We start from the raw sequence: 12645 nt of genomic DNA, 5'->3' as shown, positions 1-12645 counted from the left end.
TTCGTCCAGATCGCTTGCGCAATGCTATGGATGCGGTGAATGTCGATTCAGCCTAAAGCAATTCCAGGAAAAGTGTGTAACGGTTTTCCGTCCGGAATTGCGTGAAAACAAAGAGTTAGAGCGGTTCGGCGACTCCATGAAACGCTGAACCGCTCTAGCGAACTCATGCCGCGTACCTTGCCACTACGGGCTGCCTCGACCACTGGGCATACCAGGCGTCGAACAGCTTCAGCTGCGCCTCGGCATAGCCGCGCTGGCTGTCGCTGAGGGCATCCGTCTCGTTGAAGTGCAGCCGGTACTCCGGATTACCCTTCAACACCATCATGTGCTTGAAATAGAGCACCAGATCCGGGCCTTCGTCGAAGGAGGACAGCACGGCGAGCGCGGCCTCCAGTTCCAACGCCAGCCGGCGCGCTTCCGCGTCGCCCTTCGCCGCCGCCTGGCTGAGGCCCACCAGATGCAGCACTTCCCTGGGCAGCACGTTGCCGATGCCGGTGATCGCGCCGGAAGCTCCGCAGTTGACGAAACCGTGGAAGACAGCGGTGTCGACGCCGATCATCAGCGCGACCTCATCGTCGCGACTGGTGATGTTCTCCGCCGCATAGCGCAAATCCGAGGGGCCGCCGAATTCCTTGAAGCCGATCAGGTTCGGATGTTCGGCCCGCAGCGCGAAGAACAGATCGGCGCGTGTGGCAAACCCGTAATAGGGGCTGTTGTAGATAACCGCCGGCAGGTCGGGAGCGGCGGCCAGGATTGCCTTGAAGTGATGGCGCTGCGCTGCGACCGATGGCCCGCGCGACAGCACGCGCGGGATGACCATCAGGCCCCGAGCACCGACCTTTTGCGCGTGGGCGGAATGGGCAACGGCGCTGGCAGTGTTGACCGCGCCTGTTCCCACGATCACCGGGACGCCGGCTTTCACCAGGCGTTCCACGCCTTCCATGCGCTGCTCGTCGGTGAGCAACGGCCAGTCGCCCATCGAGCCGCAATAGACGACCGCCGACATGCCGCCGGCAATCAGCTCGCGCCCCTTGCGCACGAGCGCCTCGAAGTCGGGAAGCCGGTCATTGGTGCAGGGCGTCATCAGCGCCGGCATGCAGCCGGAAAAAACGTTGGCGGTCATTTTCGGATTCTCCTTGAGACTGGCACGCAGATTGATCAGTTTGTGCCGAAGCAGTGCCGCTTGCCAAGCGCAGAATCGCGGTCGACGGGGAGAAACAATGCGTAGCAAAGCCAGTATTCGTGTCGTGGGCTGTCATGCGGAGGGTGAGGTCGGCGACGTCATCGTGGGCGGCGTGCTGCCGCCGGCAGGGCGCACGATGATGGAAAAGATGATCACCATGGAGCGCGATCACGACCATATAAGGCGCATGCTGATCTGCGAGCCGCGTGGCAGCGTCGCCAGGCATGTCAATCTGCTGGTGCCCTCGACGCGTGAGGATTGCGCAGCGGGCGCGATCATCATGGAGCCGACGGAATATCCGCCGATGTCCGGCTCCAACACGATCTGCGTCGCCACCGTGCTGCTTGAGACCGGCATGGTGCCGATGCAGGAGCCCGAGACGCGCTTCAAGCTCGACATGCCCGGCGGCGTCATCGAGGTGCGCGCTGAGTGCCGCGACGGCAAATGCCTGTCGATCACATTGCGCAACGCCCCCGCCTTCGCCGAGCGCCTGGACGCCAATATCGAGGTCGAAGGGCTCGGCACGCTCAAGGTCGACATCGCCTATGGCGGCATGTTCTACGCAATCGTCGACGCCAAGGCGCTCGGTTTCTCCGTCACGCCCGACGAGGCGCGCGAACTGGCGGTCGCCGGCGAGAAGGTTCGCCGCGCCGCGCGCGAGCAGCTCGATGTCGTGCATCCGGAATTCGACAATGTGCGCGGCGTGTCGATCGTGCAGTTCGCCATGCCGTTCCAGGGGCCCGGCAATGTCACGCGCAACACCTGCATCGTCTCGCCCGGGCGCTCCGACCGCAGCCCGACGGGAACCGGCACTTCAGCCCGCATGGCCGTGCTTGAGAAGCGCGGCCTGATGGGCGTCGGCGACGTTCTGATCCATGAATCCATCATCGGCTCCCGCTTCACGGGCAAGATTCTCGAACTGACGGAAGTGGCCGGCCGCAAGGCTGTCGTTCCGCAGATTACCGGCAGAGCCTGGATCACGGGCGAGCACAGCTATTATCTCGATCCAACGGATCCGTATCCGCAAGGCTACGTCCTGTCGGACACCTGGGGCACATCGACCTCGGTCAAGCAGTAGCTCGACCGGGGTTCCTGTCATGCTCAAAGCGAAATCCACGCCGTCTTCAAGTCGATGTATTTCTCGATGGCGTGCAGCGACTTGTCGCGGCCGAAGCCGGATTGCTTGAAGCCGCCGAGCGGCACGGTGATGTCGGCGCCGCCATAGGTGTTGACGTGGACGACGCCGGCATTGATGGCCCGCACCATGCGGTGCGCGGTCGACAGGTTCGAGGTCCAGACGGCGGAAGCGAGGCCATAGACTGTCGCGTTGGCGAGCCGCACCGCCTCCTCCTCGGTTTCGAAGCGCATGACACCGAGCACCGGGCCGAACACTTCCTCGCGGGCAAGCTGCATCGTCTCGGTCACGTTCTCGAAAATCGTCGGCGCCATGTAGCTGCCGCCGGTCTCGGTCAGGATGCGCTCGCCGCCGGTGACGAGGCGGGCGCCCTCTTCGGAAGCCTTGGCGACGAAGCCGAGATTCTTGGTCAGTTGCTCGGCGCTGGACACCGCGCCGATGTCGCTGCCCAGATCGAGCGGATCGCCCACTTTGAGCTTCACGGTCGCCTTCAGAAGCTCGTCCATGAAGCGGTCGTAGATCGAGGCCTGCACCAGCAGGCGCGAGCCGGCGACGCAGACCTGGCCCGAATTGCGGAAGATGCCGTTGGCCGAAACCACCGCCGCCTGCTTCAGGTCCGGCGCGTCGGCAAAGACGATGTTCGGCGACTTGCCGCCCAACTCGAGGAAGACGCGCTTCAGGTTGGAGCGCGCGGAATACTCAAGCAGGCGACGACCGACCGGACCCGAGCCGGTGAAGGCGATGGCGTCGACATCCATATGCAGCCCGAGCGCCTCGCCGGCGACCGAACCACGGCCGGTGACGACATTGAAGATGCCCTCCGGCAATCCGGCCTCGGCGGCCAGCTCGGCAAGGCGCAGCAATGTCAGCGAGGCGATCTCCGGCGGCTTGACCACGACCGCATTGCCGGCGGCCAAGGCCGGCGCGATCTTCCAGGCGCCGATCATCAGCGGGAAATTCCATGGAACGATGACGCCGACGACCCCGAGCGGCTCCTTGTGAATGAGACCCAGCACATTGTCGGCCGTCGGCGCAATCTCACCATAGACCTTGTCAATCGCCTCGGCGTAGTAGCGGATGGTGCCCGCGGCCGAGAGCGGCTCGGCTTTGTAGGCCATGCCGATCTCGGTGCCGTTGTCGCGCACGCCGAGCACGGCGAGCTCCAGCGCATGCTTCTCGATGAGGTCGGCGAACTTTGTCAGCACCTTCTTGCGGAAGGCAGGCGCCGCGCGCGACCAGGTGCCTTTGCCGAAGGCATGCCGCGCCGAGGCGACCGCGCGATCGACATCGGCGGCCCCGCCATCGGCAATGCTGGCGAAGGGGCGGCCGTCGATCGGCGAGATCACCTCGAGGCTAGCGCCGCTTTTGGCGTCGGAAGGAGCGCCATCGATGAACAGATGCCGCGCGCCGATCTCCGCCTTGCGCAACGTGTCGATGGTGTCCTGGTTGATCATTCTCAGTTTGCTCCGAAGGCTACATGCAATGTGGTTGGCGCGCGGAATTCCCAACCGCGGAACACCGGCTCCTTGCCGGGCACCAGCCGCAGGTCGGGAAAGCGCTCCAGCAGCAATCTTACCGCAAGGCATATCTGTTCGCGCGCGAAGAAGCGGCCCGAGCAGAAATGATGGCCGAAGCCGAAAGCGGCATGATTGCCCTCGTCGCGAGCAATGTCGAACCGATCGGGGTTAGTGAAGCGGCTCTCGTCGCGACTGGCCGACGACACCAGCGCCGCGACCGGCGCCCCTGCGGGGATGGTGACACCGCCAAGCTCGACATCGCGCGTCGTCTGGCGCGTCTGGGTTCCGATCGGCGCGACCCAGCGCAGGCCCTCGTCGACCGCTTTCGGGACGAAGGTGTCGGGCTCGTCGAGCACCTGCCGCAGTTGTTCCGGATGGGCAAGCAACCTGGCAAGGATCGAGCCGGCGCCGTGGCCCGGCTCCTGCATGCCGCCGAGCAGGATGACCTTGATGCTCGGCATCAGGAAATCGATCGGGCGGGTCGAGCCGTCGGGCATGCCGTCATGCAGCATGTGCGATAGCGCCGAATCGTCCGGTTCGCGGATAAGCCTTTCCAGCGTCGGCTGAACGGCGGCGCCGACCTCCGCGCTGATCGCATCGGCGATTTCCTGTCGCTTCGGATCGTTCTCGAAATTGATGGCGCCCTGGGCGAGGCCGTAGAACCAACGCCGCAAGGTCGGCATGTCGACATCAACGAGCCCGAGCGAGCGCGCCAAGCTGAGCGTCGACACGGGCTCGAAATAATCGGCCATCAGTTCGGCCGCGCCCTGCCCGGCGATCTTGTCGAGGTAAGGCCCGGCGATCGAACGGACCAAGTCGCCGGCGTAGGAAGCGACGGTGCGCGGCCGGTATTTCGGATCGACGCCCTGGCGCAGTTGCTTGTGCGTCTCGCCGTCGGTGGTCAGGATCGTCGGCTTGCCGAAGGAGCGTTCGACTGGCGAGGTGCCGACGACGGCGGAGAAGATGTCAGGCGATTTGGTGACGCTCTCGACATCCTTCCAGCGGGTGACGAACCAGAGGTTGACGGCGGGCACGAAGGCGACCGGAGCGCTGCGCCTCAGTTCGGCATAGATCGGATAAGGATCGGCCTCCAGCGCCTCGACGGTAATGCTCTCGGCAAAGCTCATTGCCGTCACTCCCCTTGTGCGATGGGAAAAGGGCGGCGCCTAGCGCCGCCCTCTTTTGCGGATCAGTCCTTCAATGGCTGGCCAAGCCTTTCGAAGGCCGCCGGATCCCGGCCCTTCAGGGCGCCGGCCAGCAGCAGACCGATCACGGCCGCGATCAGCACCAGCAACGGCAGGAAGACACCGAGAAACCCGCCGGCGCCCGACAGGCTGCCGAAGTTGATGACGATCAGGTAGATGATGATGACGAAGGCGATGAAGGTGAGGCCGGGCAGGATCGTGGTCTTCAGCGCGTTTTCCTGGTTGTCCGGATTGGCGCGGAAGTACATCACGACGGCGAGCGAGGCCACGGCCATCATCACGATGACGCCGAGCGTGGCGACGTTGGTGAGCCACGAGAACAACGCCAGCACCGGATCGAGGCCGAGCACGGCGAAGAGCCCGACGACGATGGCCGCAAGCACGGTCTGGATAACCGAGGCGACATGCGGGCTCTGATGCGCCGAATGCGTTACGCCGATCGACTGCGGCAGCAGCCTTTCGCGGCCGGCGACGTAGATGTAGCGGGCCACCGCATTGTGGAACGCCAGCACGCCGGCGAACAGGCTCGACACGAAGAGGATGCTCATGGCGTGCGTAAGCATGGTTCCGGCGTAGCGATCGGACAGGCCGAAAAGGAAGGTGGTCGGATCCTGAAGCGCCTGCAGCGACGGCAACAGCTTGTCGACGCCGGTGCCGACCGCCATCAGCCAAGCGGTGATCATGTAGAAGAGACCGATAAGGATGACCGAGAAATAGGTGGCGCGGGGAATGGTGACCTTGGGGTCGCGCGCCTCTTCGGCATAGATCGTCGTCGCCTCGAAGCCGATGAAGGCGGCAAAGCAGAACAGGATGGCGATGGCCGGCGCGCCGCTGGTGATCTGGCTCCAGCTGAAGGGCGCTGCCGACAGGCCGCTGTCGCCGCCAGTCTTGAGGATGGTCAGATCGAGGATCAGCACCACCACATATTCGGCAAGCACCAGCACCGTCAGGATCTTGGCCGACAGGTCGACCTGGCGGTAGCCGAGCACGGCGACGATGGCGATTGCGATGAAGCTCCACACCCACCACGGCAGCGTGATGCCCCAGCCTGCGAAGAGGCCGGCGGTGGCGGCGCCGAGCAGGCCCATGACGCCGATCTGCATGGCATTGTAGGAGAGGATCGCGATCAGCGCGATGGCGCCGCCGGCAAGGCCGCCAAGGCCGCGCGCGGCGTAGGCGTAGAAAGCGCCGGCATTGCCGATATGGCGCGACATGGCGACATAGCCGACCGCGAACAAGAGCAGCAGCAGCGTGACGATGAGATAGGTGCCGGCAAAGCCGGCGCCATTGCCCATGAGCATGCCGAGCGGCGTGCCGCCGGCAACAGCCGTGAGCGGCGCCGCGGCTGAGATCACCATGAAGGTGATGGCGCCGACGCCAAGGCTGTTCTTCCTCAGCCGGTTCACTTCACCGGCTTCAATTGTCGTCATTTTTCCCTCCATTCCGCGCAGCGGAAACCAAGTGTCCCTGATATGCCGGCGGCCTTCTGGCGGGCCCTGACGTTCATTTCATTATTTGCAACGGCATTTCGATATTAGACTTGCAAAGGAATCGACTTGCTGTCAAGTTAATTCGCACGTTAAGTATCTGAGGGAGGATCAGACACGGAATGAGCACGGTGGCCAAAGCCATTTCGCTGCTGGAGGTGCTGGGGCGCGGCGCGCCCGAGACGGCGCTTGCCGATCTCGCCCGAAGCGTTGGCTTCGACAAGGCTACGACCCGCCGGTTGCTGGTTTCCCTCATTGCGCAAGGGCTGGTCGAGCAGGATGAAGCGACGCGCCTCTATCGGCTGGGCGCCGGCCTGACGCGGCTGGCGTTGATGCGCGAAGCGCAGTTCCCATTCCTGCGCATGGCCGTGCCGGTGGTCGAGGCATTGGCCGCCGAGACGGGCGAGACGGTGCATCTGTCCGAATACTCAAAGCGCGGCCTGATCTCCGTACATGTCATCGAATCGACCAAGGCCAACCGGGTCAGCGTGCCGCCTGGTGAGGTGCTGCCGATGCATGCAACGGCTTCCGGCATTGCCTTCCTCGCCTTTGCCGAGGAGCGCGTCCGGAGCGCGGTGCTCGCTGGCCCGATGCCAGCCTTCACGCCTTTCACGATAGGCGATGCAACGATGCTGGCCGAGCACATCGCCGCCGCCCGCGCACGGGGCCATTCGACCGGCTCGCAGGGCTTCGAGGAAGGCGTCATCAGCGTCGCGGCACCGATCCTCGGCGCCGACGGCCTGGCTATTGGCGCTATCGCCGTCGCCGCGCCACGCGTGCGCACCGCAAAGAACGACGTCGAGCGCCATGGCGCCAGCGTGATCGCCGCGGCCCGGGAGATCGGCGAGCGGCTGTTCGGGCAGGTGCCCGGTCAGAAACGGGCATAATAACAACGACACATTGCAGGGAGACTGAAGTGGAGGAGACACGCCGCATCCTGGTTATCGGCACCGGCGACACCAAGGCCGACGAGCTACTGTTCATGCGCGAGCGCATCGAGGCGGTCGGCGGCATCGCGGTGATGATGGACGTCAGCGTGCTTGGCGATCCGCCCTACAAGCCGGAACTCGATCGCCATGCCGTGGCACGCGCCGCCGATACGACGATCGAAGCGATCATCGCCACCGGCGACGAGAATTCGGCGATGACGCTGATGGCGCTCGGGGCCTCGCGGCTTGCCCGCTCGCTCCACGACAAGGGCGAGATCGATGGCTTCATCGCGCTCGGCGGCTCGATGGGCACCGACCTTGCGCTCGACGTTGCGCTTGCCCTGCCGCTCGGCGCGCCGAAATTCGTCATCTCGACGATTGCCTATTCGCATCTCGTGCCGCCGGAAAGGATCGCCACCGACCTGATGATGATCCTGTGGGCGGGCGGCCTCTATGGCTTGAACAGTGCCTGCAAGGCGGTGCTGTCGCAAGCCTGCGGCGCGGTGGTGGGGGCCGCGCAGGCCGTCATCAAACCCGATGCGTCGCGCCCGAGGATCGGCATGAGCTCACTCGGAAAAAGCTGCCTGCAATATATGGTGACGCTGAAGCCGGAGCTCGAGAAGCGCGGCTATGAGGTGATCGTCTTCCACACAACCGGCATGGGCGGACGGGCGCTGGAAGCGATCGCCGCGCAGAAGGGCTTCGTCGCCGTCCTCGACTTCAGCCTGCAGGAACTCGCCAACCAGCTCACCGGTTCGGTGGTCAACTCCGGCGCCGACCGGCTGGAGAACGCCGGACGGCAAGGCATCCCGCAGATCGTCGCGCCAGGTGCTGTCGACATGGTGGACTTCCCGACCTGGCAGGCGGTGCCTTCCCGTTTCATCGAGCGTCCCTACCATGCGCATAACCGGCTGCTCGCCTCGGTGACTTCCGACGGCGCGACGCGCAAGGAGATCGCGCGCGCCATCGGCGAGAAGCTCGCCGCCGCGACCGGCCCGACCGCCTTCATCCTGCCGGCCGGCGGCATCCAGCAATGGGACCAGGAGGGCGAGCCGCTCTACGAGCCGGATGCGCTGTCGGCCTTCGTCGAGGAGATGCGGATCAACGTGCCGAAGAATGCCGAACTGCACGAAATCGCCGGGCATATCAACGATGCCGCCTTCAGCGCGAAGGCGCTGGAGATCTTCGATCGCTGGGTGGCTGAAGGGATCGTTCCGGCCGGCAGGCGGGCGGCATGAGCGGAACCAAGCCACAGGCCCTGGTGCTCGACTTCGGCGGCGTCGTCACCCGCACGCTGTTCGAGACGCATGCGCTGACCGAGCAGGCGCTGGGGTTGCCCGCCGGCAAGCTGCGCTGGAAGGGTCCATTCGACCCCGGCAGCGATCCGCTTTGGCGCCTGATGCAACGCGACGAGATCAGCGAGCGCGATTATTGGACCGAGCGGACGCGCGAAGTCGGCGCCCTCGTCGGCGAAAAATGGACATCGATGCAGACCTTCGTGCAACGGGCGCGTGGAGCGGAGCCGGAAAAGGTGGTGCGGCCGGAAGCCGACAAGGCCATTCGCACGGCGCATGCCGCCGGGGTCCGCCTCGCCATCCTGTCGAACGAGCTCGACCTGTTCTATGGCGCTGATTTTCGCCAGAGGCTGCAGTTGCTCTCGCTGTTCGAGACGATCGTCGACGCGACCTATACCAAGGTCCTCAAGCCAGACGCCCGCGCCTATGCGATGGTCGGCGATGCGCTTCAGCTTCCGCTCTCGTCCTGTGTCTTCGTCGACGACCAGAAGCGCAATGTCGACGGCGCCATTGCCGCCGGCATGCTCGCCGTTCACTTCGACGTCGCCCAGCCGGCGCAAAGCTATGCCGAGGCGCTTGGCCATTTCGGCCTGACGCTCTCATAATCGGAACAACCCGGAGTCCTCCCGATGCGTGACATCAACTTCCTCACCGAGAACAACGCCAAGCCGATCTGGCACCCGATGGCGCATCCGGCCGAAATGCGGGCGACGCCGCCCCGGATCATCATGAAAGGCGAAGGGGTCTCGGTCACCGACGTCGAGGGCCGCACGGTGCTCGATGCCGTCGGCGGATTGTGGAACGTCAATCTCGGCTACAGCTGCGATCCGATCAAGAAGGCGATGACCGCGCAGCTCGATGCCCTGCCCTATTATTCCGGCTTTCGCGGCACCTCCACCGGACCCTCGATCGAGCTTGCCTATGAGCTCGGCGAATGGTTTGCGCCCGAGGGCATGGTGCGGACTTTCTTCACCTCCGGCGGCTCGGACTCGGTCGAGACGGCGCTGCGTCTTGCCCGGCAGTATTGGAAGATCCGCGGCCAGGGCGACCGCACGAAATTCCTGGCGCTGAAGAAGGGCTATCACGGCACGCATTTCGGCGGCGCCTCGGTCAACGGCAACGCCAACTTCCGCCGCAACTACGAGCCGCTGCTGCCGGGCGTCTTCCACACGCCGGCGCCCATGACCTATCGCAATCCGTTCGACGAGACCGATCCGGCTAAGCTGGCGAAGCTCTGCGCGCGGGCGATCGAGGAAGAGATCGCCTTCCAGGGCGCCGACACGATCGCCGCCTTCATCATGGAGCCGGTGCTCGGCGCCGGCGGCGTCGTCGTCCCGCATGAAAGCTTCATGCCGATGGTGCGGGCGATCTGCGACCGCCACGACATCCTTTTGATCGCCGACGAAGTGGTGACCGGCTTCGGCCGCACCGGTGAGTGGGCGGGCTCACGGCTCTCGAACACGAAGCCGGATTTCATGACCATCGCCAAGGCGATCACCTCGGGCTACTTCCCGCTCGGCGCGACACTGATCGGCGCCAAGGTCGCGGACGTCTTCGAGGCCGACAAGACCAGCTTCGGCTCGATCGGCCATGGCTATACCTATTCAGGGCATCCTGTCGGCTGCGCCGCCGGCCTTGCCGCGCTCGCCGAGACGAAACGGCTGGCCGTCAACGAGAACGCAGCTGCCCGCGGCGTCGAACTCGGCAAGGCGCTGGAGGCGCTGAAGGCAAAGCACCAGCTGGTCGGCGATGTCCGCTACCAGGGCTTGATGGCCGCGCTGGAGCTGGTCTCGGACCGCGCCGCCAAGAAGCCCGTCGACAAGAAGACCATGGCCACCGTCGCCGATGCCGCCTATGGCGCGGGCGTCATGCTGCGCGTCTCCGGCAACAACATCATCCTGTCGCCGCCGCTGATCGTCTCGGCCGCCGATGTCGCGAAGATCGCCGAGGGGCTGGATGCGGGGCTGGCCGCTGCTGCGGCAGCCTAGCGAATAGGGAATAGCGAGTAGCGACCGAGCTTCTTCCTACTCGCTACTCGCTACTCGCTACTCGCTTTCTTCGCCACGCAGCCGGCGCCACGCCCACCGCATGTCGGAAGAAGCGCGAGAAATAGGCCGGGTCGTTGAAGCCGGTCTCGTAGGCGATGTCCTCGACCGTGCGGATGGTGAAGAGCAGCAGGCGCTTGGCCTCCACCAGCCGCCGCTCGCCGATCGCCTGCCTCACGCCCGAGCCCAGCACCTGATGCGCCGCCTTGTCGAGCAGATGGCGCGTGGTGCCGAGTTCCTCTACATAGCGCTCGACCGGCCAGTCGTCGCGGAAGTGCCGATCGATCAGGCGTCTCAGCCGGCCGCCCAGCGCGACGACCGCGGGCACCATGACCGCCTGCGATTGCGCGTCGAGGCGCGCGATGCATGACAGCGCGACCGCGACCAGCGGTGGCAGGATTTTTTCCATGCCGGCTTGAGCCTCGGTATACTCGGCCTCGATCATCCTGATCGTGTCGCTCAGCCTCTGCCAAAGCACCCCGTCGCCGCGTTCGGTAACGAAAACGGGCTGATCGAGCGGCAGCGCGGAATGCTCCGCGATCACAGCCAGCGCCGCATCGGCGATCGAGACGACGATGGCGTCCGTACCCGGTTCGATGTCGAAGCCATGCACCACGCCGCTCGGCATGAAGCTCACCGTCGGCGCTGAAAAACTCCAGGTTTCATCCTCGATCCGGTAAATACCTCGCCCACCTGTCCAGAAAGTCACCTGCGCCATTTGCAGGTGCTTGTGCGCGAGAACCCTGCCACTGTGCACCGAAGCACGGGCCAAAACGGTTTCAACGTGCAGGAACCCCACGTCGAGAGCCCGCGCCGGCTCGCCGTAGACGAAGAATTCCGGAATGGCAGTCTGGCTCATCGGGCGCCCGAAAAAGTCCAAGCGGTTTTACGCTTTCATCCATAACCTATCGCGGCACCTGCAGCTACTCTCCAGCAATCAAGGGAGGATCATGATGCGATCGGAAGATTTCCGGGCCGACAAGTCGCGGCCGTTCACGGGCGCCGAGTATCTGGCGAGCCTGCGCGACGGACGCGAGGTCTATATCAACGGCGAACGGGTTGCGGACGTCACTAGCCATCCGGCGATGCGCAATTCGGTGCGCTCCCTGGCCCGCCTCTATGACGCGCTGCACGATCCCAACCAGCAGCCGGTTCTGACGTCGCCGACCGACACGGGTTCGGGCGGCTACACGCACAAATATTTCCGCGTCGCGCATTCGCCCGCCGACCTCGCCGCGCAGCAAAGCGCGATCGCGCACTGGGCGCGCACGACCTATGGCTGGATGGGCCGCACCGCCGACTACAAGGCGGCGCTGATGAACACGCTCGGCGCCAATGCGGAATGGTACGGGCCGTTCAAGGACAATGCGCGCGCCTGGCACAAACGGGCGCAGGAAGCGGTCCTGTTCATGAACCACGCCATCGTCAATCCGCCGATCGACCGCCACAAGCCGGCCGAGCAGGTGAAGGACGTGTTCGTGCACATCACCAAGGAGAACGACGCCGGCATCTGGGTGTCGGGCGCAAAGGTGGTGGCGACATCCTCGGCGCTGACCCACTACAATTTCCTGGCGCAGAGCTCGGCGACGGTCACCGAGGACCCGTCGCTGTCGGTGATGTTCATCGTGCCGATGAATGCGCCGGGCATAAAGATGTTCTGCCGCGTCTCCTACGAGCAGACGGCGAACACTGTCGGCCAGCCCTTCGACTATCCGTTGTCGTCGCGCTTCGACGAGAACGACGCCATCCTGGTGCTCGACAACGTCTTCATCCCCTGGGAGGACGTGCTGGTGCTGCGCGACGCCCAGAAGATCCTGTCCTTCCACCCGGCATCGGGCTTCATGCATGG

Annotated in this window: 11 protein-coding genes; 6 read left to right on the top strand and 5 right to left on the bottom strand. The window is 64.8% G+C overall.

Translation table 11 applies throughout. From position 1 onward, the window contains the following. Positions 1 to 163: 163 nt before the first annotated feature. The gene (locus Q0L57_RS27620) at positions 164 to 1123 is read right to left on the bottom strand and encodes a dihydrodipicolinate synthase family protein (protein WP_296746246.1); all 960 of its coding nucleotides are present in this window, start codon (positions 1121 to 1123) and stop codon (positions 164 to 166) included. Between the two features lie 97 nt (positions 1124 to 1220). Between Q0L57_RS27620 and Q0L57_RS27615 the strand changes: the two genes are divergently transcribed. Next, entirely contained in the window at positions 1221 to 2261 is a 1041-nt protein-coding gene (locus Q0L57_RS27615; RefSeq protein ID WP_296746245.1) for a proline racemase family protein, read from the top strand. A gap of 23 nt (positions 2262 to 2284) precedes the next feature. Here Q0L57_RS27615 and Q0L57_RS27610 read toward each other — a convergent pair whose 3' ends face one another. The 3 genes from Q0L57_RS27610 to Q0L57_RS27600 form a co-directional block, all read right to left on the bottom strand. After that, on the bottom strand, positions 2285 to 3772 hold the full coding sequence (locus tag Q0L57_RS27610; protein ID WP_296746244.1) for an aldehyde dehydrogenase: 1488 nt from the start codon (positions 3770 to 3772) through the stop codon (positions 2285 to 2287). A gap of 2 nt (positions 3773 to 3774) precedes the next feature. Next, on the bottom strand, positions 3775 to 4962 hold the full coding sequence (locus tag Q0L57_RS27605) for a cytochrome P450 (RefSeq protein ID WP_296746243.1): 1188 nt from the start codon (positions 4960 to 4962) through the stop codon (positions 3775 to 3777). A gap of 62 nt (positions 4963 to 5024) precedes the next feature. Further along, positions 5025 to 6482: an APC family permease gene (locus Q0L57_RS27600; protein ID WP_296746242.1), complete on the bottom strand. Its 1458-nt coding sequence runs from the start codon at positions 6480 to 6482 to the stop codon at positions 5025 to 5027. Positions 6483 to 6649: 167 nt separating this feature from the next. Between Q0L57_RS27600 and Q0L57_RS27595 the strand changes: the two genes are divergently transcribed. From Q0L57_RS27595 to Q0L57_RS27580, 4 genes are read left to right on the top strand one after another with little or no spacing between them, the layout of a single operon-like run. Then, a complete protein-coding gene (locus tag Q0L57_RS27595; protein WP_296746241.1) occupies positions 6650 to 7414 on the top strand; it encodes an IclR family transcriptional regulator in 765 nt (254 codons plus the stop codon). Positions 7415 to 7443: 29 nt separating this feature from the next. After that, positions 7444 to 8694, top strand: a complete 1251-nt coding sequence (locus Q0L57_RS27590) for a Tm-1-like ATP-binding domain-containing protein (RefSeq protein ID WP_296746240.1) — start codon at positions 7444 to 7446, stop codon at positions 8692 to 8694. Beyond that, positions 8691 to 9356: an HAD-IA family hydrolase gene (locus Q0L57_RS27585; RefSeq protein WP_296746239.1), complete on the top strand. Its 666-nt coding sequence runs from the start codon at positions 8691 to 8693 to the stop codon at positions 9354 to 9356. Before Q0L57_RS27590 ends, Q0L57_RS27585 begins: the two co-directional genes overlap by 4 nt. 24 nt (positions 9357 to 9380) lie before the next feature. Next, positions 9381 to 10739, top strand: coding sequence for an aminotransferase class III-fold pyridoxal phosphate-dependent enzyme (locus Q0L57_RS27580; protein WP_296746238.1), 1359 nt, complete (start codon positions 9381 to 9383; stop codon positions 10737 to 10739). A gap of 43 nt (positions 10740 to 10782) precedes the next feature. Here the strand turns inward: Q0L57_RS27580 and Q0L57_RS27575 are convergent, their stop codons facing one another. Further along, positions 10783 to 11655: a helix-turn-helix domain-containing protein gene (locus Q0L57_RS27575; RefSeq protein WP_296746237.1), complete on the bottom strand. Its 873-nt coding sequence runs from the start codon at positions 11653 to 11655 to the stop codon at positions 10783 to 10785. A 94-nt stretch (positions 11656 to 11749) separates the two neighbouring features. Here Q0L57_RS27575 and Q0L57_RS27570 point away from each other — a divergent pair. Then, the coding region (locus Q0L57_RS27570) for a 4-hydroxyphenylacetate 3-hydroxylase N-terminal domain-containing protein (RefSeq protein WP_296746235.1) at positions 11750 to 12645 on the top strand (896 nt) is incomplete at its 3' end.

The organism is Mesorhizobium sp., from assembly GCF_024509055.1.
Taxonomy (GTDB): domain Bacteria; phylum Pseudomonadota; class Alphaproteobacteria; order Rhizobiales; family Rhizobiaceae; genus Mesorhizobium.
The sequence above is the reverse complement of the archived record's forward strand: the minus strand, read 5'-3'. Positions and strand labels throughout refer to the sequence as shown.

Excerpts from the sequence above, each read along its gene's own strand:
- Q0L57_RS27615 (WP_296746245.1), top strand. The coding sequence starts at position 1,221 with ATGCGTAGCAAAGCCAGTATTCGTGTCGTGGGCTGTCATGCGGAGGGT.
- Q0L57_RS27580 (WP_296746238.1), top strand. The coding sequence starts at position 9,381 with ATGCGTGACATCAACTTCCTCACCGAGAACAACGCCAAGCCGATCTGG.
- Q0L57_RS27620 (WP_296746246.1), bottom strand. The coding sequence starts at position 1,123 with ATGACCGCCAACGTTTTTTCCGGCTGCATGCCGGCGCTGATGACGCCC.
- Q0L57_RS27605 (WP_296746243.1), bottom strand. The coding sequence starts at position 4,962 with ATGAGCTTTGCCGAGAGCATTACCGTCGAGGCGCTGGAGGCCGATCCT.
- Q0L57_RS27575 (WP_296746237.1), bottom strand. The coding sequence starts at position 11,655 with ATGAGCCAGACTGCCATTCCGGAATTCTTCGTCTACGGCGAGCCGGCG.
- Q0L57_RS27600 (WP_296746242.1), bottom strand. The coding sequence starts at position 6,482 with ATGGAGGGAAAAATGACGACAATTGAAGCCGGTGAAGTGAACCGGCTG.
- Q0L57_RS27585 (WP_296746239.1), top strand. The coding sequence starts at position 8,691 with ATGAGCGGAACCAAGCCACAGGCCCTGGTGCTCGACTTCGGCGGCGTC.
- Q0L57_RS27610 (WP_296746244.1), bottom strand. The coding sequence starts at position 3,772 with ATGATCAACCAGGACACCATCGACACGTTGCGCAAGGCGGAGATCGGC.
- Q0L57_RS27595 (WP_296746241.1), top strand. The coding sequence starts at position 6,650 with ATGAGCACGGTGGCCAAAGCCATTTCGCTGCTGGAGGTGCTGGGGCGC.